Annotated in this window: 23 protein-coding genes and 1 pseudogene; 10 read left to right on the forward strand and 14 right to left on the reverse strand. The window is 71.6% G+C overall.

The window, feature by feature from the left end:
- The 5 genes from L2I40_RS05885 to L2I40_RS05905 all read left to right on the forward strand — a co-directional run.
- A partial coding sequence (locus tag L2I40_RS05885) for an aminotransferase (protein WP_237213946.1) occupies positions 1-1096 on the forward strand: 1096 nt, incomplete at its 5' end.
- 34 nt (positions 1097-1130) lie between these two features.
- The gene (locus L2I40_RS05890; protein WP_237213947.1) at positions 1131-1808 is read left to right on the forward strand and encodes a DsbA family oxidoreductase; all 678 of its coding nucleotides are present in this window, start codon (positions 1131-1133) and stop codon (positions 1806-1808) included.
- Between the two features lie 29 nt (positions 1809-1837).
- Positions 1838-2395 (forward strand): LemA family protein, encoded by a 558-nt coding sequence (locus L2I40_RS05895; RefSeq protein ID WP_237213948.1) that lies wholly within the window; start codon positions 1838-1840, stop codon positions 2393-2395.
- 3 nt (positions 2396-2398) lie between these two features.
- The gene (locus L2I40_RS05900; protein WP_237213949.1) at positions 2399-3796 is read left to right on the forward strand and encodes a M48 family metalloprotease; all 1398 of its coding nucleotides are present in this window, start codon (positions 2399-2401) and stop codon (positions 3794-3796) included.
- Between the two features lie 27 nt (positions 3797-3823).
- Positions 3824-4282, forward strand: coding sequence for a hypothetical protein (locus tag L2I40_RS05905; protein ID WP_237213950.1), 459 nt, complete (start codon positions 3824-3826; stop codon positions 4280-4282).
- Between the two features lie 3 nt (positions 4283-4285).
- Here the strand turns inward: L2I40_RS05905 and L2I40_RS05910 are convergent, their stop codons facing one another.
- From L2I40_RS05910 to L2I40_RS05950, 9 genes are all read right to left on the reverse strand, one after another.
- Positions 4286-4918 (reverse strand): aspartate/glutamate racemase family protein, encoded by a 633-nt coding sequence (locus L2I40_RS05910; RefSeq protein WP_237213951.1) that lies wholly within the window; start codon positions 4916-4918, stop codon positions 4286-4288.
- Between the two features lie 2 nt (positions 4919-4920).
- A complete protein-coding gene (locus L2I40_RS05915; protein WP_237213952.1) occupies positions 4921-5367 on the reverse strand; it encodes a hypothetical protein in 447 nt (148 codons plus the stop codon).
- Between the two features lie 55 nt (positions 5368-5422).
- Positions 5423-6637 carry an MFS transporter gene (locus L2I40_RS05920; RefSeq protein ID WP_237213953.1) on the reverse strand — a complete coding sequence of 405 codons (1215 nt, stop codon included), beginning with the start codon at positions 6635-6637 and terminating at the stop codon, positions 5423-5425.
- A gap of 76 nt (positions 6638-6713) precedes the next feature.
- Positions 6714-7622, reverse strand: coding sequence for an FkbM family methyltransferase (locus tag L2I40_RS05925; RefSeq protein ID WP_237213954.1), 909 nt, complete (start codon positions 7620-7622; stop codon positions 6714-6716).
- The gene (locus L2I40_RS05930; protein ID WP_237213955.1) at positions 7622-8674 is read right to left on the reverse strand and encodes a hypothetical protein; all 1053 of its coding nucleotides are present in this window, start codon (positions 8672-8674) and stop codon (positions 7622-7624) included. The genes L2I40_RS05925 and L2I40_RS05930 overlap by 1 nt, the downstream gene beginning before the upstream one ends.
- Before the next feature lie 188 nt (positions 8675-8862).
- A complete protein-coding gene (locus L2I40_RS05935; protein WP_237213956.1) occupies positions 8863-9747 on the reverse strand; it encodes a glycoside hydrolase 5 family protein in 885 nt (294 codons plus the stop codon).
- Positions 9744-10514, reverse strand: coding sequence for a TIGR04290 family methyltransferase (locus L2I40_RS05940; protein WP_237213957.1), 771 nt, complete (start codon positions 10512-10514; stop codon positions 9744-9746). The genes L2I40_RS05935 and L2I40_RS05940 overlap by 4 nt, the downstream gene beginning before the upstream one ends.
- A complete protein-coding gene (locus L2I40_RS05945; protein ID WP_237213958.1) occupies positions 10511-11122 on the reverse strand; it encodes a histidine phosphatase family protein in 612 nt (203 codons plus the stop codon). Before L2I40_RS05945 ends, L2I40_RS05940 begins: the two co-directional genes overlap by 4 nt.
- Positions 11122-11277, reverse strand: coding sequence for a hypothetical protein (locus L2I40_RS05950; RefSeq protein ID WP_237213959.1), 156 nt, complete (start codon positions 11275-11277; stop codon positions 11122-11124). The genes L2I40_RS05945 and L2I40_RS05950 overlap by 1 nt, the downstream gene beginning before the upstream one ends.
- A 201-nt stretch (positions 11278-11478) precedes the next feature.
- Between L2I40_RS05950 and L2I40_RS05955 the strand changes: the two genes are divergently transcribed.
- From L2I40_RS05955 to L2I40_RS05965, 3 genes are read left to right on the forward strand one after another with little or no spacing between them, the layout of a single operon-like run.
- Positions 11479-11940, forward strand: coding sequence for an NAD-dependent epimerase/dehydratase family protein (locus L2I40_RS05955; protein WP_237213960.1), 462 nt, complete (start codon positions 11479-11481; stop codon positions 11938-11940).
- Positions 11937-12611 (forward strand): SDR family NAD(P)-dependent oxidoreductase, encoded by a 675-nt coding sequence (locus tag L2I40_RS05960; RefSeq protein WP_237213961.1) that lies wholly within the window; start codon positions 11937-11939, stop codon positions 12609-12611. The genes L2I40_RS05955 and L2I40_RS05960 overlap by 4 nt, the downstream gene beginning before the upstream one ends.
- 30 nt (positions 12612-12641) lie before the next feature.
- The gene (locus tag L2I40_RS05965; protein ID WP_237213962.1) at positions 12642-13178 is read left to right on the forward strand and encodes a hypothetical protein; all 537 of its coding nucleotides are present in this window, start codon (positions 12642-12644) and stop codon (positions 13176-13178) included.
- Between the two features lie 228 nt (positions 13179-13406).
- Here L2I40_RS05965 and L2I40_RS05970 read toward each other — a convergent pair whose 3' ends face one another.
- The gene (locus tag L2I40_RS05970; RefSeq protein ID WP_237213963.1) at positions 13407-14207 is read right to left on the reverse strand and encodes a transporter substrate-binding domain-containing protein; all 801 of its coding nucleotides are present in this window, start codon (positions 14205-14207) and stop codon (positions 13407-13409) included.
- A gap of 104 nt (positions 14208-14311) precedes the next feature.
- On the opposite strand from L2I40_RS05970, the gene L2I40_RS05975 reads away from it, so the two are divergent.
- Complete coding sequence (locus tag L2I40_RS05975; RefSeq protein ID WP_237213964.1) at positions 14312-15067, forward strand: amino acid ABC transporter permease; 756 nt, start codon at positions 14312-14314, stop codon at positions 15065-15067.
- Between the two features lie 3 nt (positions 15068-15070).
- Here L2I40_RS05975 and L2I40_RS05980 read toward each other — a convergent pair whose 3' ends face one another.
- Both L2I40_RS05980 and L2I40_RS05985 read right to left on the reverse strand, forming a co-directional pair.
- On the reverse strand, positions 15071-16495 hold the full coding sequence (locus tag L2I40_RS05980) for a M20 family metallopeptidase (RefSeq protein WP_237213965.1): 1425 nt from the start codon (positions 16493-16495) through the stop codon (positions 15071-15073).
- A gap of 133 nt (positions 16496-16628) precedes the next feature.
- Positions 16629-17741 (reverse strand): S-(hydroxymethyl)glutathione dehydrogenase/class III alcohol dehydrogenase, encoded by a 1113-nt coding sequence (locus tag L2I40_RS05985; protein ID WP_237213966.1) that lies wholly within the window; start codon positions 17739-17741, stop codon positions 16629-16631.
- A 95-nt stretch (positions 17742-17836) separates the two neighbouring features.
- On the opposite strand from L2I40_RS05985, the gene L2I40_RS05990 reads away from it, so the two are divergent.
- Positions 17837-18556, forward strand: a complete 720-nt coding sequence (locus L2I40_RS05990; RefSeq protein ID WP_237213967.1) for an aspartate/glutamate racemase family protein — start codon at positions 17837-17839, stop codon at positions 18554-18556.
- Here L2I40_RS05990 and L2I40_RS05995 read toward each other — a convergent pair.
- The gene (locus L2I40_RS05995) at positions 18553-19254 is read right to left on the reverse strand and encodes a TVP38/TMEM64 family protein (protein WP_237213968.1); all 702 of its coding nucleotides are present in this window, start codon (positions 19252-19254) and stop codon (positions 18553-18555) included. The two genes, L2I40_RS05990 and L2I40_RS05995, sit on opposite strands and share 4 nt — an antisense overlap.
- Positions 19251-19646: pseudogene (locus L2I40_RS06000) on the reverse strand (FAD-dependent oxidoreductase); the annotation flags it as partial. The gene L2I40_RS05995 and the pseudogene L2I40_RS06000, both read right to left, overlap by 4 nt.

The raw sequence follows: 19646 nt of genomic DNA on the forward strand, positions 1-19646 counted from the left end.
CTACGATGGCCGCGCCGGCCCGCCGCTCGACCTGACGCAGGCCGTGCCGGGATACCCGCCGCCGCCCGAACTGCTCGCGCGCCTCGCCGAGGCCGCGGGCAGCGCCGCCTGCGCCGGCTACGGCCCTATTGCCGGCGACACCGCGCTGCGCGAGGCGCTGGCGGCGGAGATGAGCGGCTTCTACGGCGCGCGCATCGGCGCGGCGGAGGTCGCGATCACCGCCGGCTGCAACCTCGCCTTCGCGATGGCGCTCTCGGTGCTGGCCGCCGAAGGCGACGCCGTGCTGTTGCCGACGCCGTGGTACTTCAACCACCACATGGCGATGACGATGCAGGGCGTGCGTGCCGTGCCGGTGCCGACCCGCGCGGAGGACGGCTTCGTGCCCGACCCGGCCCTGGTCGCGCGCTTGCTGGCCGAGCACCGCGCGCGCGCCGTGGTCCTGGTGACGCCCAACAACCCGACGGGCGCCATCCACCCCGCCGGAGTGATCCACGAGATCGCCGACCTCTGCCGGCGGCATGGCGCGATGCTCGTCCTCGACGAGACCTATCGCGACTTCCTGCCAGCGGATCGCTCGCCGCCGCACGGGCTTTTCGGCGATCCGGACTGGGGCGACGTGCTCGTGCACCTCTACTCGTTCTCCAAGGCCTATTGCGTGCCCGGGCATCGCCTCGGCGCCGTCGCGGCGGGGCCGGCGGTGATGGAACAGATGGAGAAGGCCTTCGACACGCTGCAGATCTGCCCGCCGCGCCCGGCCCAGGCGGCGATCGCCTGGGCGATCCCGGCGCTCGGCGCGTGGCGCGCCGGCAACCGCGCCCTGATGGCCGGCCGCGCCGCCGTCTTCCGCGACGCGGTCGCGCAGCTGCCCGAGTGGCGGCTCGACGCCATCGGCACCTACTTCGCCTATCTCCGCCTTCCGCCGGGCGCGCCGGATGCGATGCGGGCCGCCGAGATCCTCGCCGCGGAGCACGGGCTGATGACCCTGCCCGGGCCGTTCTTCGGGCCGGGGCAGGACCGCCATCTGCGCCTGGCCTTCGCGAATGCGGCCGAGGCGGCGCTGGTTATGGTTCCGCAGCGCCTCTCCGTGCTCTGTTGATCAGGCTGCAAGGCCGGTTTGGAGCGATTCGCGCATGCGTACGATCGACGTGATCTCGGACGTGATCTGCCCGTGGTGCTGGATCGGCCGGGCGAACCTCATGGCCGCCCTGGAGGAGCTGCGTGCCGAGGGGCTGCGCTTCCGCATCCGCTGGCTTCCCTTCCAGCTCAACCCGGACATGCCGCTGCAGGGCGTCGCGCGGGACGAGTACCGGGCGCGCAAGTTCGGCTCGCTCGAGCGGTCGCGCGAGCTCGACGCGCAGGTCGCCGAGGTCGGGCGCGACGCCGGGCTCGACTTCCGCTTCGACCTGATCGCGCGCACGCCGAACAGCCTCGCGGCGCATCGCGTCATCCGGGCCGCCGACCTGGCCCAGGATGCCGACGACGCGCCGGAGGACCTGCAGGAGCGGGTGGTCGAGGCGCTGTTCGATGCGTATTTCCGCGGCGGACGTGACCTCGGCGACATTGCCACGCTCGACGCGATCGCCGCCTCGGCCGGCCTGCCGGGGATGGGCGAGATGCTCACCCGGTCCGATCACCGCTTCGAGGTGCTCGAGGAGGACCAGTCGTTCCGCAATGCCGGGGTCGCGGGCGTGCCGACCTTCCTGATGGACCGCCACCTCCTCTTCAGCGGCGCGCAGCCGGGAGCGGAGATGGCCAGGGCGTTCCGCGAGGCCCACGGCGTGCTTTCCGCGCGCGAGAGGCGGCGGTAGCCTGCGCGGCGAGAAGGGGGGCCTCTCGGATGGAATGGATCCTGCTGGGCGTCATCGTCCTGCTGCTGCTGTGGATCGTCGTCATCTACAACCGGCTCGTCGCGCTGCGGCAGACGGTCGGGCAATCCTGGGCGGACATCGAGGTCCAGCTGAAGCAGCGCCATGACCTGATCCCGAACCTGGTCGAGACGGTGAAGGGCTATGCGTCGCACGAACGCGGCACGCTGGATGCGGTGATCCAGGCGCGCGCCCAGGCCACCCAGGCGCGCGGGCCGGAACAGGCCTCGGCCGCGGAAGGCATGCTGAGCGGGGCGCTCGGGCGGCTCTTCGCGCTGGCCGAGGCCTATCCCGACCTCAAGGCCAACCAGAACTTCCTCTCGCTGCAGGGTGAGCTGAGCGCGCTCGAGACCAAGATCGCCGCGGCGCGGCGCTTCTTCAACAACGCGGTCTCCGAGTTCAATGCCGCGATCCAGTCCGTCCCGGCGGTGTTCTTCGCCCGCAGCCTCGGCTTCACGGAGCGCGGCTTCTTCGAGCTGGACGAGGCCGAGCGCGCTGCGGTCCAGACCCCGCCGAGCGTGAAGTTCTGAGCCATGCTCCCGGCGACGGGGCTTCGCACCCACGCCTGGAACACCGCGATCCGGTCGGTGCTGCTGCTGGCCGGCTTCCCCGTCCTGCTGACGCTGATGGGCTATGCCATCGCCCTCTTCATCGTCTCGGGCCAGGTGCGGACCGTCGAGCAGGGGCTGGTGGAGGCGGCGCGGCTACTGCCGGTGATCGTGCCGGCCGCGCTGGCGCTGGCCTGCGTATGGTTCGCCATCGCCTTCCTCGCGCACAACCGCATCCTCGACGCCATCACCGGCGCGAAGCGCGTCACCGACCCGCGGCAGGAGCCGCGCTTCTGGAAGCTGACGGAGGAGCTCTGCATCAGCCGCGGGATGGCGCTGCCGCGGCTCGCGGTGATCGAGACGCCGCAGCGCAACGCCTTCGCCTCCGGCCTGACGCGCGAGACGGCCGGGGTGACGGTAACGCGCGGGCTGATGGATGCGCTCGACGACCGCGAATTGCGCGCGGTCATCGCGCATGAGCTGGCGCATATCCGCAACGGCGACGCGCGCCTCGGCGTGATCGCCGCGGTCTTCGTCGGCGTCATCACCCTGGTCACCGACCGGGTGTGGAACATCCTGCGCTTCGCGCGCTTCCGCGTGGGCAGCGGCCGCTCCTCGCGCTCCTCCTCGCGCGGCAGCAACAGCGGCGGCGGCGGCGCGATGCTGGTCCTGATCCTGATCGGCATCCTGATCGCGATCATCGCCCATGTCCTGGCGCTGGTGCTGCGCATGGCCCTGTCGCGCAACCGCGAATACCTGGCGGATGCCGGCGCCGTGGAGCTGACTGGCGACCCGGACGCCATGATCGGCGCGCTTCGGAAAGTGGAGCAGCGCGCCGCCATGCCCGACATCCCCGAGCAGGTGCGCGCCCTCTTCCTGCACGACGCCGCGCTGTCCGGCGCTGTGGGCTGGTTCGCGACGCATCCCCCCATCGACAAGCGGGTCGAGACACTGGTTCGCTTCGCCGGCGGCCACGATCCGGGCCCGCTGCCCGCCCTGACGGCCGCGGCGACGGAGGCCGAGGCGCTTTGGCCGACCGAGGCCGGTGCAGCGCTGGCCAACTCCTCTCCGGCACCCTTGGGCACGGCCGCGCCTGCTGGCCCGCCCGCCTCCTCCGGCGCGTCCACCGGATCCCCCTGGGGCGATGCCCGCTCCGCGGTGGCCAGCGGGCCCTGGGGGCCGCGCCCGGAGCCGGCGCCCGAGCCCCCCGCGCCCCTCGCTCTGCCACCGCGTGCGCCGATGCAGGAACGCCTCGACGCCATGGCCGCCTTCGCGCGCACCAACAACGCAGTCTACATGGATAACCTCGCCAAGCGCACCGCGGCGCGACGGGCGGGGCTCGACCCGGACGCGGCCGCGCCGCCGCCGCCGCGGCGCAACTGATCTGCCGCGGCGCGTTGAGGCCTCATCATGCCGACCCGCAGGCTTCTCCTCGCGCTGCCCGCCCTGCTCGCCACCCCGGCGCTTGCCCCCGCCCTGGCCCAGCAGCCGCCGCGTTTCGTCGAGATCGTGCCGACCGAGGGGCGCGGCGCCGTGCACCTCGCCGTGACGCAGGTGGTGCGCATCGGCCGCGCCGAAGGTGCGACGGTGATCGATACCGCCGCCTGGGTGCAGCAGCGCACGGTCGAGCCGGTGGACTCCGTCGCGCGTCGGCTCTCCGAGGCCGGGCTTCGGCTGATCGTCCTGACCGACCTGGCGAATGGCCGGATCTTCCTCGCGGCCGACCGGGTCGTGCTGGTCCGGGAGTCACAGGAGCGCCACGCGGTCGGCGCGCGCGCGGCGGTGGTGATGGTGGGCCTGCGCTTCGGCACCGATGTCGCGGTGCGCGAGAGCGTCGCGGAGGTGATGGCCGCGCTGGCTGCGCGCTGAGCGTCAGGCGGCCAGCAGCCGCCGGAGCTTCCGCACCGCGCTGTCGGGGGTGGTCACCACGCGGCAGCCCGTCGCCTGCGCGATGCGCGGCGCGGCGCGGGCCAGGCTGAACTGGCCGAGCAGGATGGCGTCGCAGCCGCGCAGCCCTTGCGCGGCCTCTGCCGCCAGCCGGTCATGGGCCTCCGCGTCGCCGGCATCGAGCGCCGCGAGCGCGCCCTCGGCGAGCCGCGGCACCACGTCGGTGCCCGGCGGGAACTCGGCCGGCATCGAGGCGAGCGTGCCCGGAAAGGTCGCGAGCAGGCCCACGCGGCCGCCGGCGGCGACCGCTTCCTCGATCGCCGCCTCGTTCGGCTTCAGCACCGGCAGCGGCGCAAGCGCCCGGGCGCAAACCTCGATGCAGGGGCCGAAGGCCGAGCAGGTGAAGAGGATCGCGTCCGCCCCGGTGCCGGCGGCATAGCGCGCCAGCGTCAGGAAGCGCTCGGTCATGGCCGGCGTCAGCCTGCCGTCGCGGGCGAGGTCGGCCGAGAGGCTGTCGTCGAGCAGGTTCATCAGCCGCGCCTCGGGCCAGGCCTCGGCGAAGGCGGCCTCGGTCGCGGCGGGCGAGTGCCGCAGCGCGTGGATCAGCGCGATGCGCAACGTCAGTTCCCGACGCAGCGCTGCAGCGGGAAGGGGAATTCCGCGCAGTCGGGGAAGACGATCTCGTTCGGGCCGCGGCGCTCGACCCGCAGGCTATTGGGCCCGGCCGGGCAGCCGAAGCCGGCATCCTGCGCCGGCCGCGGGCCGAAGGGGGTCTGCTGCGGCGGGGCCGGGACCAGGCGGAACTCGAGCGCCGTCGGCTCGGCCGCCACCGTCTCGATCAGGCGCTGGCGATAGGTGACGTCGAAGGGGCTGGCGCGCAGCACGACGTCGCGGGTGAACACTACCGTCGGCTGGCCGGTGCAGCGGGGGCCGGAGGTCTCGGTGGCAGGGAACATGCCGCCGGTCCAGGAGCCGAACACCCAGGCATGCGGCGGCTCGCCCTGCTGGGCCGTCCCGCTCCCGCCCAATGCCAGCACCATCGCCGTCACGAGCACCCATCGCCGCATGCGTCGCAACCCCCTGATCCGGCGCCACCTTACAGGCTGCGGCGGGCCGCGCCTATCAGGCCGGGGCCACGGCCGGCCGGGCCGGCGCCGGGTCCTTCACCGGCAGGTGGATCAGCGCGGCGAAGGCGGCGGCGGCGATGTTGATGCTCCACATCAGGTCGTAGGACCCTGTCATGTCCAGGAGCAGCCCGCCCAGGAAGGCGCCGGTGAAGCCGCCGATCTGGTGGCCGAGGAAGACCAGCCCGAACAGCGTCGCCAGCCACCGCGTGCCGAAGTTGCGCGCCACCAGCGCCACCGTCGGCGGCACGGTGGAGAGATAGAGCAGCCCCATGATGGCGGCGAAGACCAGGATCGTCTCGGTGGTCTTCGGCGCCCACATCAGCCAGGCGATCAGCACGCCGCGCGCGGCGTATATGATCACCAGCAACTCCCGCCGCTTCCACCGCTGCGACAATTCGCCCGCGGCGAGCGAGCCTGCGATGTTGAACAGGCCGATCAGGCCGATCGCGCCAGCGCCGACCGCGACGGGCAGGCCGCAGCTGTGCACGAAGCCCGGCAGGTGCACCGTCAGGAAGGAGACGTGCAGGCCGCAGACGAAGAAGCCGAAGAAGAGGAACCAGAAGCTCGGCGTGCGGAACGCGAGCGACAGCGCCTCGCGCGCCGTCTGCTCGGGGCCGGAGGCGGCCTTGGGCGCCGGCCGGTCGGCCATGGGGATGGCGAGCGGGATCATCAGCAGCGCGGCCCCCGCCATCAGCCAGAGCGTCCATTCCCAACCCATGCCGGCGATGCCGAAGCCGGCGACCGGCACGACCAGGAACTGGCCGAAGGAGGAGCCCGCCGTGCCGAGACCGACCGCCCGCCCCCGCTGGCTCTCGGGCAGAAGCCGGGTCAGCGAGGCGATGATGACGGGCATGCCGGCCGCCGAGACCGCGACACCCATCACGATCCCGGCGAAGAAGGTGAAGAGCCCGATGCTCTCCGCCATGGCCATGCCCAGGATTCCGAGCGCGTAGAGCAGGGCGCCGCCCATCACCACGGCACGCCCGCCGAGCCGATCCGCCACCTGGCCGCAGAGCGGCTGCGCCACGCCGTTCAGCAACACCTGCAGCGCGATGGCGAAGGCGAAGCCGGATGCGGTCCAGGCATGCGCCTCCGTCATCGGCGCGAGGAAGAGCCCGAAGGAGTTGCGCAGGCCCATGGCGAGCGCCGCGCACAGGACAGCCGTGGTGACAAGCAGGCCGGCGGCGACCGGCGCGGCGCGCTCAGACATGTGGGCTCCCGGCACAGGGCGGCGCGCACTCTTCCACGTGGCAACCGGCACCTCAACGTGCCGTGCGGCATGCCTGCTACGCGGCGGTGGGATCCCCGCGGCTGGCCAGGAGGTTGACCACGCCGTCGCGTTGCTCCGCGAGGTCCTCGGCCGCGACCGGCAGCAGGCTCGAATCCGCGGCGATCTCCCAGAAGCGGAAACCGAGCCCGGAAAAGAGACCGATCAACTCGGCCGCCGAGGAGCCATGGCCGGCCAGGATGCCGGGGGCGAACTCGAACATCACGCGCACCCGCGCCGACCGGCCGAGCAACTGCCGCATCCCCTGCAGGGCGAAGGTCTCGGTCCCCTCGATGTCCATCTTCACGACATCGACCGTGACGGCTGGGTCCGCGAAGAGGTCGTCGAGCGCGACGACGCGGCAGGCCGCGGCCTCGGTCCCGGTCGGGTGCGGCACGGAGTCCGTGGCGAGATAGCCGCCGCCGGCGTACTCCCAGTCGAAGAACAACTCGGTCCGGCCCTCCGCAGCGCCGACCGCGACATTGTGCGCCGTGGCGAAGCCGGTGAAGCCGTTCACCGCGAGCGAGCGCCGTAGCAGCGCCGCGTAACGCGGGTTCGGCTCGAAAGCATGCACACGGCCGGAGGGGCCGACGGCGGCGCAGGCCAGGAGCGTGTAGACGCCGAGATGCGCGCCGAGGTCGAGCACCGTGTCGCCCGGTCGCAGCAGGCGCTGGAACAGCCGCGTGTAGTTCTGCTCCCAGATGCCGAACAGCATGATGTGCGGCGCGATGTCGGTGCCCCGCGTGTCGAGGTAGATCGGCAGCCGTCCTTCGAGCAGGGCGAGCGCCGTGTGGTCGCCCAGATAGGCGCTGCGCGCGTAATGATGCGGGTTGCTGCGGCCCGCGAAATAGGCGATCGCCTCCTCGAGGCGGCGGGGCAGGGCGGCATGCGTCGCGCCGCGGCGGCGACCGAAGAGGCGTCCGAGCATCAGCCGGCCTTGCGGATCGCGAGGCCGAAGGAGGTCGCGACGAGGAAGCCGTGCCGCTGGCGGAGTGCGTGGACCGCACCGACCTCCGTCGTGACCTGCTCGTCCTCGGGATGCACGCCCGGATGCAGGTTGAGCGGCAGGAGGCGGTGCCCCGCCGCGTGCAGCCGCGTCGCCAGCGCCTCGATGTCGCTCCGGCGCAGGATCACGAGGTTCGGCAGCTCCCAACTCCGCGTGTCGGAGGTCAGGTTGAAGGCGAAGCTGTGCAGCGCGATGCCGCCAGGCCGGAGCGGCGCGAGGCTGGCCTCGAAGGCGTCGAGCGCGGCCGCGGTGGATCCCAGGCGGGTGGGAAGGCCGAAGGACACGCAGGCATCGAAGCCGCCGGGCAGGCCGCTGATATCGGCCGGCGTGGCCTGCGCGAAGGCGACGAACCGGTCGAAGTCCTCGATGCGGATCACCTCGGGGTAGAAGAGCTGCGTGCGGCGCAGTTCCGCCGCGCGCGGGCTGGCCGCACTGCCGGTGGCGGTCACCAGGACGTCGCGCGAGGCGAGCAGCGCGCCGAGCCGCTCGCTGCCCGATTCGATCAGCAGGACGCGCCGGCCCGCACGGATCAGTCCCTCGGTCGCCAGCACCGAGGCGGCCCAGACCTGCTCCCACTGGGCGCGGGAGACGGCGGGCCGGAAGCCCATCGCGGTCGCGATCTCGAGGAAGGCGGGCTCGTCGAACTGCGCCCGCGTGCAGAGCTGCGATCCCGGCTGATCGAGATCCGGCGGCGCGAAGCGCCACGCCGTCCCGTCCTCAGGCGGGCGGAGCAGGAAGAGCGGCATGGTCCATACCGGCCGCCCGGTGAGCACGGCGTCGAAGAAGGCGTGGAAGCTCGAGGTGTTGGTGAAGGCGCGCCGCATCGCGTCGAGGTCGGGCAGGGCCCGGAAGGCCGCCCGCTCGGCCTCGTTCAGCGGGTCGCGCCCCGCGAGCAGGCGGAAGCCCCACTGCACCGTCTCGTCCGTGAGACCGTCTGCGGCCTCGGTCGTCGCGTCCTCGGCGGACGTGGTCATCCCTGCTTCCCCTGATCGGCGCTATCCATCACGGGAGTGGCCCGGAGGACAAGCCGGGCGGGACGATTCGGCTCGCTGCCGGGCGCGCCGTCCGCCGGGCGCGGGGGCGGGCGTCGCACGTGGTCAAGGCTCTCGGACACCGGGCGGCCGCGACGCGGGCAGGACGATTCCGTCCACCTGCGCCGGGCCTAGGCGTAGCGGCGGATCATTTCGGCGCAGAAGGCCCCGAACTCCTCCGGCTCGTCGGGTGGGCTGGTTTGGTGGCGGCCCGGGCCCTTGTGCTCGGGCGTGAAGCAGAAGGTGACGGTGACGTGGAAGTCGCGCAGCGCCTCCATCTGCCTGTCGAACCAGGCCAGCGCATCGGGCCGGTAGGAATCGGCCCAGGACAGCCCTGTGCGGAGGTACCGGACGCCAAGGCGCCTCATCAGCTCGACCGATGCGTCCAGCCGGTGATCCTCGAAGTGGAACCACTGGCAAAGGCCGATGTCGGGCGCATGCCTGGCGAACTCGGCGAAGGCCGGCTTGAGGCTGCCATCTTCCCGCACCAGCCCCATGTAGAAGTGCCGATAATAGGAGCTGCCCTCCGCTTCGCGATGGCGGGTCGTTGCCTCCCAGGACCTGGGCAGATCATGCAGGCTGTACCAGTGGATGCGCGGCGCGCGGCCCTTCAGCAACTGCGCGGTGCGGGCGAGGCCCCAGGCCTGCACCTCCTCTGCGCCGAAGGAGGAGACGCCGACCTCGCTGACCCAGATCGGCTTGCCGGTGACGGCGCGGATCTCGTCGAGCTTCGTTGGCCAGTCGCCGATCTGCCAGAGATTCCAGTCGAGCGGGAAGCCATGCACGGCGACCGCGTCCACCTCCTCCAGGACGCCTTTCGACGCCATGTTCCGCAAGAAGGTGGCTTCGATCGGGGACATGCCGCCAAGCACGCGCGGGAGCGTTGGGCGCGCACAGCGGATCGCGCGGCCGGCGGCCTTCGCCGTATCGGCGAAGCGCGTCCACCCCGGGTCGAGCTCCGGATCCCAGTGCGACTTGTTGTTCGGCTCGTTCCAGATCATCGCCGCTTCGATCATCGGCCGCTCCCGCGCGAAGGATAGACGGCGCCGGCGCCGCGCGGCGCCGCCACGCGCCGGCAGATGTAGACCTCGGCCTCCGGATTGTCGGCGATGGCGAAGCCGGCGGACCGCAGCATCGCCTCCGCGCAGGCGCGGTTCGGCACCCACCAGTTGGTTCCATCATGCGCGTAGCGCCGTTCGATGAAGTGGAGCCTGGGCCATCCAGGGTCGTCGAAGATGTCCGTCTCGGCGAAGTCGTGATCCTCCCGGACCGCCGCGACCTCGGCTGCCCCGCGCTGCATGGACTGGAAGACGAGAAGCCCGCGGGCGACATGCTCGTGGATCAGATCGAGCGCGAGCAGCGGGTGGCGAAGGTGGTAGAGGACGCCCATGAAGAGCACGAGGTCGAAGCGCTCGCCGATCGCGCCGATGTCGTAGACCGAGAGGTTGCGGAACTCGATGTCCTGGCCCGTCACCTCTGCCGCGAAGCGGGCCTGGGTCAGATAGGTCTCGTCGGAATCGATGCCGAGCACGCGTGTCGCGCCGCGTCGCTTCATCTCGATGCTGTAGAAGCCGCCATTGCAGCCGATGTCGAGCACCGAGGCGCCCGTCAGGTCGGCCGGGATGGCGTGCGCGAAACTGCGCCACTTCACGGCCGGATAATCGCCCAGGAAGTGATCGGGCGCGGTGCGCACGCCGCCGAGGTCGATGTTGTGGAACCATGGGCCGAGTTCGGCCGCGCGCCGGCGGATGTGCTCCGGGCCTCGATCGGCAGTTGCGGTCAAGGCCACGCCTCCGGCGCCGGGGCTTCGTTCACGAACAGCACGCGGCCGCCGCCCTGCCAAAGCTCGATCCCGCTCAGCGAGCCTGGCGCGATGTCGAAGCGGAGATGCGCGTCGAGGGAGAGCCCGAGATAGGCGCACACGGCCGCCTTGATCACGTCGGCGTGGCTCACGGCGACGACGGCGCCGTCGAGCCCGGAGGCGTGCAGGCCTTCGGCCCAGACCAGGACGCGCGACTGGACCTCGTGCATCGCTTCGCCCCCCGGTGCGCGGCCGACCGCGCGTTGCTCGTTCCAGGCCGGCCAGCCGGGCGCGTCGCCGAGTTCCGCGAAGCTGCGCCCGGTCCATGCGCCGAACTCGATCTCGTCCAGCGCGGGGTCGCTGCGCGGCTCCAGTCGCAGCGCCTCGCCGAGGATGCGCGCGGTTTCCTGCGCGCGCCGCCGGGGACTCGCGACAAGGTGGCGCGGACCGTCGCGGCGGAGCCGCCGGGCGAGGCGCGATGCCTGTGCGCGGCCCTCCTCGGACAGACCGGTCCGGTCCGTGCGGCCCGACAGCACGCGCCCGGCGTCGCCATGCGCCGCATGACGCGTGAGCAGCAGCCGCAGCGCCATTATTCGCTGCCTGCGGCGAAGCGCAGCGTCGCCGCATGCGCGTCGTGGTCCGTCATCTGCGCGCGGGGCGACTTCATGTACCACGCCGAAGGCGCCGCGAGCGCGCCCCCGATCCCGCGATCGAGCGCGATGCGCGCGCAGCGCACCGCATCCATCACGACGAACGCCCGTGTACGGATTGGACAGCGCCTGCCCGGGCCCGTAGGCGTTCCACGACCGAAGCGCCACGCCCCGTGATGAGGATTCGCTCGGCCGGCGCCGGGTGCAGCGGGACGCCGTCACAAGGCGTTGCCTGCCGATGGGTTGCGATGCGCAGCGAAACGCCAGCACAGACGCGGGGTTTCGCCATCGTAACCTTGCCCGACACCGTCGCAGGAGGACTCGCGATCTTCGCGTCCCGCCTCCACAACGGCGAGGCGCCGGTGATCTTCGAGGACGGACGGCAGCAGCGCGACTTCGTGCATGTGCAGGACGTCGCACACGCCTTTTGTCTCGCACTCGACGCGCCGTCCGCGGCCGGGGGGGGCTTCAACATCGGAAGCGGGCAGGTTCGCGACGTGGCCGAGGTCGCGACCTTTCTTGCCGCCGCGATGGGCAAGCCGGCCATCGCGCCGGAAATCGCCGGCAAGACGCGCGCCGGAGATATCCGTCACTGCATCCCCGACCTTACCCTTGCACGGACCGTGCTTGGCTACGCCGCAAGGCGCGACTTCAGCGCCGGGCTTGCCGAGCTGGCGGAGTGGGTCGCGCGGCAGCAGGCCGAGGATCGCGTGCAGGCCGCGAGGCGCGAGCTCGAGGCGAGGGGGCTGGTGGCGTGACCGGCCGCGTCCTCATCACGGGTGGGGCTGGCTTCATAGGCTCGAACCTCGCGGACAGTCTCGCGGCGGACGGTCTCGAGGTGCTGATCTACGATTCGCTCGCGCGGCCGGGCGTCGCAGGCAATCTCGCATGGTTGCGTCGGCGGCATCCGACACGCATCCACGTCATGCGGGCGGACATCCGTGACGCCGCGGCGCTCCGCGCCGCGCTGGACGGCGCCGATGCGGTCTTCCACCTCGCCGCACAAGTCGCGGTGACGACGAGCCTCACAGATCCGGAGGAAGATTTCGCCGTGAATCTGCGAACCAGCTTCGTGCTGCTGGACCTGTTGCGCCAGCGGTCCGGCGGGCCCTGCCCGCTGGTCTTCGCGAGCACGAACAAGGTCTATGGAGACCTCGGCGACATCGCGCTGGAGAAACGCGGGGACGCATGGGTGCTGCGCGACCCTGCGGTGCGCGGCACCGGCATCGCGGAAGGGCGACGGCTCGACTTCCACACGCCCTATGGATGCTCGAAGGGCGCGGCCGACCAGTATGTGCTGGATTTCGCGCGCAGCTACGGCATGCCGGCGGCGGTGATGCGGATGAGCTGCATCTACGGCCCGCGGCAGATGGGTACCGAGGACCAGGGCTGGGTTGCGCATTTCCTGATCCGTCCGCTGCGCGGGTAGCCGATCACCCTCAATGGCGACTGCTGCCAGGTGCGCGACGTGCTGGATGTGCGCGATGCCGTCGCGGCTTGGCGCGCGGCATGGCGGCACATCGACGGCGCCGCCGGCGGGGCCTTCAATCTCGGCGGCGGCCCGCACATCCCAGTCGCCGGCCCGCCAGACCACCCCCAACGCGAAACCGTCCCGCGCCGGCCGCTGCGCAGACGGCGGATGAAGACAGGGGATCTCGCCCGGCAGCCTACCCGGCGAGATCCGCAGCGCGTGCACCAGCTCCATGATCTCGATGTCGACGTCGTGTGCCGCGTCGGGCGTCCCGTCGTGCAGCGGCAGGAGGCGCGGCGCGTCCGGCATCGTCGCGAGCAGGGGCAGCAGCTCTGGCTGGGCCCAGACGGTGACGTCCCGCGCGATGGCCTGCAGCGGGCGCACCAGCCGCATGAACTGGATCGTGTCGCCGAGCCCGTGGTAGCAGCGCACCAGGACGCGGCGCCGGTCCAGCGGGCTGCCGTCCCAAACGGCCTGGAGATGGCGCGGGAGCGTCCAGTCGCGCGCGCCCTGCCGCGCAGCTAGAGCCGCGTCCGACAGTTGCCACGCCGCTTCCCAGGCACCGGAGCGCATCAGCGCGGCCCACCGCGCGCCGAGGTCTTCAGCCAGGCTCTGATTCGCCAGCTTATCCGCCGGCACCGCCGCCTCCCGCTCCGACCGCGGCGTCAACGCGGGAGGGCGGCTGGTGTTCTCCTGCCTGCTTGGCCGGCGCCCTGGGCCGTCACGTCGCGACCGCGACGCGAGGGACCGCACTCACCCCTGGAGGATGCCCCACTTGCGGTTCAGCTCGTCGAACATCCCGCTCGCCATGCGCATGTGGATCCACGCATTCAGGAAGTTGGTGAAGGCGAAGTCGTTCAGCGGCGCCATGAAGGCCATGGGTAGCGGGTTGCGTGGCTGGTCCGCGAGGATCGGCACCAGGTCCTGGTGCTCGCGCGAGAGCTGCCCGGCCTCCAGCAGGCTCGACATGCTGACGTCGACCCGGCCGATCAGCAGTTCCTGCCAGTCGCGGGCCGGGCTCTCCACGCGGCGGAGCGTCGCGTTCGGCAGAGATTGCTGCACGAACTGCTCCATGGTGGTGCCCAGATTCACCGCGATCGTGACGCCGCGCTGGTTGAGTGCATCCCAGTTGGCGAAGCGATTGGCGTCGCGGCGGCGGACCAGGGGAATGAAGCCGGTGCGCCCCCAGGGAATGGTGAAGCTGCACGCCATCGCGCGCGCGACCGACATCGTCGTGCCGTTGAAGACGACGTCGTACTGGTCCGCTTGGAGACCGTTGATCAGGGTGCGCCAGTCGGTCGGCACGAACTCCGCCCGTACGTTCATGTCCCGCGCCAGCTGCTGCGCCGCCTCGATCTGGTGCCCGCGGAATTCGCGCGTGGCGGGGTCGCGGAAGCTCAGCGGGTTGAAGTCGCCGGTGGTGCCGAAGCGGATCCGCCCGGCAGCCTGGATCTGGGAGAGCTTGCCGGTCTGCGTGGCCTGCGCCTGGGCCTGGATCGGGACGGTGAGCGTCGCGGCGGCGGCCGCGGCGATGGGAAGCGAGCGACGGTTCATGGTCGCAGTCTCCTGTCTTCGACGATCTCAACTTGCGCGTTGCGGCGAGCGTGCGACATGTGTCGCTGCGGTGCAACAGCGCAAGGGACAGCATGACAGGGACGATGCCTCGCGGACTGGTGCTTCTGCTGGCCGCCGGACCGTTCCTGGCCGGCTGCGGCGGGAATTGGGGCTGGCACGTCGTGGATCCGACCGATCCGCGCGGCCAGGCGAACCTCTCCTTCATGCTGTCGGGCTTCTGGGCGACCGTCTCGCTCTCGCTCGCGACCATGGCGCTGTCCATCACGCTCGGCCTCGCCGTGGCGCTGCTCGGCCTGGCGCGCGCGCGACCGCTGCGCTGGATCAACCGAGGCTATGTCGAGGTCTTCAGGGCCGTGCCGATCCTGGTGATGATCCTCTGGGTCTTCTACGGCCTGCCGGTGGTGCTCGACATCCGTCTCGGCGTTTTCGTCGCGGCCATGCTCGCGATCGCGGTGTGCGATTCCGCCTTCGAGGCGGAGATCTTCCGCGCCGGCATCCAGAGCATCGAACAGGGGCAGCGCGAGGCGGCGATGGCGCTCGGCCTTTCGCCCTGGCAGCGGATGCGCCACGTCATCCTGCCGCAGGCGATCCGGCGGGTCCTGCCGCCGATGGCCAACCAATTCATCTACGTGGTGAAGATGAGCAGCCTGGCGAGCGTGATCGGCTATCAGGAGCTGACCCGCAAGGCGAACGAGCTGGTCGTGACGGTGTTCCGCCCGCTCGAGATCTACACGATCCTCATCCTGGAATACCTGGTGCTGATCCTGCTGATCTCGGCCGGCGTGCGCTGGCTGGAACGGCGGATGGGTGCGGACCAGTCCATCCGCCGCGATGCCTGAGCGCTACTCGGCGAGCGACATGCCGAGCGCGGGCTTCGCGTCCGACGGCAACGGGCTCTCATAGGGCCTCCCGCCGGTGCGCGCGCGATGGTCCTCCTTCGCGCGGCGGATCAGATCGGGGTCGCGCAGCGCGTCCACCGCGGTGCCCGCCATCGCCTTCGCCACATGCACCATGCCCGCATGCGCCAGCGGCGACTTGCCCTGCGCCACCACCTGCCAGGAATGTGCCGGCGTGCCGATCGCCCAGGTCGCGCCACGGGCCTGCACCGTCGGCACCTTCCAGGACACGTCGCCGACATCCGTGCTGCCGACCATGCCCGCGCCCTTCGATCCATAGGGCACGATGAAGTCGGGCAGCGATTTGCCAGGCTGCACCGGCAGGCCCTGCCGGCGGTAGGCGGCCACGATGTCCTCCTCCCGCAGGGTCTTCTGGATCTCGGCGGCGAAGGCGCGGTCCTCGGCGGTGAAGGGTGGCGGCCCGAGGCGCTCCAGGTTCGCGTGCAGCACCTCCTCGAGCGGCGTGTTGCCGAGCAGGTTCGAGACCGCGGAGATCACCTGCGTCTCCACCCGCGTCTCGGTCATCAGCGCGGCGCCGTCGGCGATCTTCCGCACGCGCTCCACCAGGGGCCGCAGCTCCTCGAGGTTCTTGGCGCGGATCAGGTAGCGGATCTTGGCGCGGCCCTGCACCACGTTCGGCGCGATGCCGCCGGCATCGAGATAGGCGTAGTGGATGCGCGCATCGGACGGCATGTGCTCGCGCAGGTAGTTCGCGCCGATGTTCATCAGCTCGCAGGCATCCAGCGCGCTGCGGCCGAGATGCGGCTGCGCCGCTGCATGCGCGGTGCGGCCGTGGAAGGTGAAGTCGATGCGCGTGTTGGCGAGGCTCACCGGTTCGTTCACGCCGACGAAGCAGGCCGGATGCCAGGAGATCGCGATGTCCACGTCGTCGAAGGCGCCGTCGCGCACCATGAACCCCTTGGCGGCGCCCCCTTCTTCCGCCGGGCAGCCATAGTAGCGCACGCGGCCCCGGATGCCGTTCGCCGCAAGCCAGTCCTTGACCGCTGCGGCGGCGAGCATCGCGCCGGCGCCGAGCAGGTTGTGCCCGCAGCCATGACCGCTGGTCTCGCCCGGGACCGGCCGCGGCTCCGCAACCCCGGCCTCCTGGCTCAGCCCCGGCAGCGCGTCGTACTCGCCGAGGATCGCGATGACCGGCCCGTCCTCGCCGGCTTCGCCCATCACCGCGGTCGGGATCCCTGCGACATTCGTCGTCACGCGGAAGCCCTCGCGTTCCAGCATCGCGCGATGCTCCTCGGCCGAGCGCGTCTCGGCGTAGCAGAGCTCCGGCATCCCCCAGACGCGATCGGCCAGCGCCTGGTAGTCTGCGCGCTTCTGCTCGACCAGCCGCCAGATCTCGTCCTCGTTGCGCATCGGATCCTCCTCGTCGCGCGAAGCTTCGCACCACTGTGGATCCCATTCCAGCCTTCGGATCGCACGCCGCGACGCGGCGCGTGGCGCCGGCCGCCCGGCTCGGCCCGCGGTCGCCGGGCTGACCTGGTGGCGCTCAGTACACCACGACGGAGCGGATGCTCTCTCCCCGCTCCATCAGTTCGAAGCCGTGGTTGATCCGATCGAGCGGCAGCAGGTGCGTGATCAGCGGGTCGATCTCGATCTTGCCCTGCATGTACCAGTCCACGATGCGCGGCACGTCGGTGCGGCCGCGCGCCCCGCCGAACGCCGTGCCCTTCCACACCCGGCCGGTCACGAGCTGGAAGGGTCGTGTCGCGATCTCGGCGCCGGAAGGGGCGACGCCGATGATGATGCTCTCCCCCCAGCCGCGATGGCAGCATTCCAGCGCCTGGCGCATCAGCTTCACGTTGCCGACGCACTCGAAGCTGAAATCGGCACCGCCGCCGGTCAGGTCCAGGATCGCCTGCACCACCTTGTCCTCGCCGACCTCCTTCGGGTTGACGAAGTCGGTCATGCCGAAGCGCCGCGCCATCTCCTGCCGCGCGGGATTGATGTCGACGCCGATGATGCGGTCCGCGCCGACCATGCGCGCGCCCTGGATGACATTCAGCCCGATGCCGCCGAGGCCGAACACGGCGACATTGGCGCCCGGCCAGACCTTCGCGGTGTTGATCACCGCGCCGATGCCGGTCGTCACCCCGCAGCCGATGTAGCAGATCTTCTCGAAAGGCGCGTCCTCGCGCACCTTCGCCAGCGCGATCTCCGGCAGCACGGTGAAGTTCGCGAAGGTGCTGCAGCCCATGTAATGCATCACCTCTGCGCCGTCGCAGCGGAAACGCGTGCTGCCGTCGGGCATCACGCCCTTGCCCTGCGTCGCGCGGATCGCGGTGCAGAGGTTGGACCGGCGCGAGAGGCAGGTTTTGCACTGCCGGCATTCGGGCGTGTAGAGCGGGATCACGTGGTCGCCCGGCTTCACGCTGGTCACGCCGGCGCCGATCTCGCGCACGATGCCGGCGCCCTCATGCCCGAGGATGGCCGGAAACAGGCCTTCCGGATCGGCGCCCGACAAGGTGTAGAGGTCGGTGTGGCAGAGGCCGGTGGCCTTGACCTCGACCAGCACCTCGCCGGGCTTCGGGCCTTCGATCTCGACCTCCGTGACCTCCAGCGGCTTCCCCGCCGCCCAGGCCACCGCCGCGCGCGTCCGCATGCCCGTCCTCCGTCCCAGTCGGGCGATCCTGCGCCGGTCCGCGCCATCCGTCACGCCCGCTGGACAGATGCGCGCGCAGGCGCGAAGGGAGCGCCATGCGTATCCTGCTCATCAACGCCAACACGACGGCGGCGATCACCGACAGGCTGGTGGCGATCGCCAACGACCTGGCGCCTGCCGGCGTGACCTTCGCCGGCGCCACCGGCCGGTTCGGTGCGCGCTACATCGCCTCCCGCGCCGCCTCCGCAATCGCTGCCCATGCGGCGCTCGACGCCTATGCCGAGCATGGCGCGGGCGCCGACGCCGTGCTGCTCGGCTGCTTCGGCGATCCCGGGCTGGATGCGCTGCGCGAGATCGCGCCGGTGCCGGTGGTCGGGCTGGCCGACGCCTCGGCCGCGGCGGCGCTGCGACTCGCGCCGCGCTTCGGCGTGGTCACCGGCGGTGCGGCCTGGAAGCCGATGCTGGAGGAGTTCTTCGCCGCCCGCGGCCACGCCGCGAATCTTGCGGGCGTGCGGACCGTGGCGCCCTCGGGTGGCGAGATCGCGCGCGACCCGGAAGCTGCCATTGCCGCCCTCGCCGCCGCCTGCGAGGCCTGCGCGAAGGATGGCGCCGGCGTGGTGATCCTCGGTGGCGCGGGCCTCGCCGGCCTCGCCACGCGTGTCGCCGAGCGGGTCCGCTTGCCTGTGATCTGCTCCGTCGAAGCGGGCATACGCGCCGCAATCGCTGCGCTGGGGCAGGGGCCCGCCGGCCTGCTGCCGCACCAGCCGGTCGAGACGGTCGGCCTCGCGCCCGCGCTTGCGGCGCGGCTCGGCTAGTCCCGCGCGAAGCGCCGCCGCAGCGGGATCGCCAGCAGCGCCAGCGCGCCGAGGCCGAGCAGCGCGCCGAGCATCTGCGGCGTCAGCACCTGCGAGACGTCGAAGCTGCTGCCGGCCGCCAGCGCGGCACCCAGCCCCGCGCCGGCCAGGGAATAGACCAGCGTTCCCGGCACGATTCCGAACAGCGTGGTCAGGACGAAGACCTTGGGCCGCACGCCGCAGAAGGCAGGCACGATGTTGACGAGAAAGAAGGGAAACAGCGGCACGAGGCGCAGGAACAACAGATACGACACCGCCTCGCGCCGGATGCCGGCGGCGATCCGCTCCGCCGCGCCGCCCAGTCGCTCGAGCGCGTCGGCGCCGAACAGGCGACGCGCGAGAAGAAACACCAGCGTCGCTCCGACCGTCGCCGCCGCGACCGTGAGAGCCGTTCCGAGTGCCGCGCCGAACAGCATCCCGCCCGCGAGCGTCAGGATCGTGGCGCCGGGCAGGGCCAGCGAGATCACGAAGACATACAGCGCGACATAGCCGATCGCGGCGAGCGGCCCGTGACGCTCGACCACCCCGACCAGCGCCTCCCGCGACCGCGCCAGCCCATCCACCGACAGCCACTGGCCGAGCGGTGTGAACTGCAGCGCGACGAGCACCGCCAGCACCAGCAGGACAAGGCGCGCCTGGCGGCTCTTCAGCCAGTTCATGCGCCTTGATACCGCCGCATGAACCGCCGGTCGATGCGGTCCTTCCACCACCAGACCCAACGCCCCTCGAAGCTGATCCCGTTGCGCGTGCCGATGGCCCGGCCATCGCCGGTGGACAGAAGCACGAGCCAATCGCGTTGCGGGACATAGGCCTTGAGCGGCCGGCCCAGCGCCGCCGCGCGGAGGTTGTCCGCCAGCACGGGTGCCTGGCGCACCGCGAAGACGCCCGCCTTCGCGAGCGGCGGGGAGAAGCCCGCCACGTCGCCGGCCGCGAAGACGGCGGGCTGCCCGACGGCCTGCAGCGTGGCCTCCACGCGGAGGAACCCGCGCGCGTCGCGCGCGAGGCCGCTGCGCGCCAGCCAGGTGGCCGGTGCCGCCGCGGTCGCCCAGAG

This window comes from Falsiroseomonas oryziterrae (assembly GCF_021864505.1).
Lineage (GTDB): Bacteria > Pseudomonadota > Alphaproteobacteria > Acetobacterales > Acetobacteraceae > Falsiroseomonas > Falsiroseomonas oryziterrae.

Coding starts and splice junctions, on each gene's coding strand:
- L2I40_RS05985 (WP_237213966.1), bottom strand. CDS start 17,741: ATGCGGACGCGCGCGGCGGTGGCCTGGGCGGCGGGGAAGCCGCTGGAG.
- L2I40_RS05895 (WP_237213948.1), top strand. CDS start 1,838: ATGGAATGGATCCTGCTGGGCGTCATCGTCCTGCTGCTGCTGTGGATC.
- L2I40_RS05905 (WP_237213950.1), top strand. CDS start 3,824: ATGCCGACCCGCAGGCTTCTCCTCGCGCTGCCCGCCCTGCTCGCCACC.
- L2I40_RS05920 (WP_237213953.1), bottom strand. CDS start 6,637: ATGTCTGAGCGCGCCGCGCCGGTCGCCGCCGGCCTGCTTGTCACCACG.
- L2I40_RS05900 (WP_237213949.1), top strand. CDS start 2,399: ATGCTCCCGGCGACGGGGCTTCGCACCCACGCCTGGAACACCGCGATC.
- L2I40_RS05890 (WP_237213947.1), top strand. CDS start 1,131: ATGCGTACGATCGACGTGATCTCGGACGTGATCTGCCCGTGGTGCTGG.
- L2I40_RS05935 (WP_237213956.1), bottom strand. CDS start 9,747: ATGATCGAAGCGGCGATGATCTGGAACGAGCCGAACAACAAGTCGCAC.
- L2I40_RS05970 (WP_237213963.1), bottom strand. CDS start 14,207: ATGAACCGTCGCTCGCTTCCCATCGCCGCGGCCGCCGCCGCGACGCTC.
- L2I40_RS05990 (WP_237213967.1), top strand. CDS start 17,837: ATGCGTATCCTGCTCATCAACGCCAACACGACGGCGGCGATCACCGAC.
- L2I40_RS05975 (WP_237213964.1), top strand. CDS start 14,312: ATGCCTCGCGGACTGGTGCTTCTGCTGGCCGCCGGACCGTTCCTGGCC.
- L2I40_RS05945 (WP_237213958.1), bottom strand. CDS start 11,122: ATGGCGCTGCGGCTGCTGCTCACGCGTCATGCGGCGCATGGCGACGCC.
- L2I40_RS05915 (WP_237213952.1), bottom strand. CDS start 5,367: ATGCGGCGATGGGTGCTCGTGACGGCGATGGTGCTGGCATTGGGCGGG.
- L2I40_RS05930 (WP_237213955.1), bottom strand. CDS start 8,674: ATGACCACGTCCGCCGAGGACGCGACGACCGAGGCCGCAGACGGTCTC.
- L2I40_RS05980 (WP_237213965.1), bottom strand. CDS start 16,495: ATGCGCAACGAGGACGAGATCTGGCGGCTGGTCGAGCAGAAGCGCGCA.
- L2I40_RS05950 (WP_237213959.1), bottom strand. CDS start 11,277: ATGGATGCGGTGCGCTGCGCGCGCATCGCGCTCGATCGCGGGATCGGG.
- L2I40_RS05995 (WP_237213968.1), bottom strand. CDS start 19,254: ATGAACTGGCTGAAGAGCCGCCAGGCGCGCCTTGTCCTGCTGGTGCTG.
- L2I40_RS05925 (WP_237213954.1), bottom strand. CDS start 7,622: ATGCTCGGACGCCTCTTCGGTCGCCGCCGCGGCGCGACGCATGCCGCC.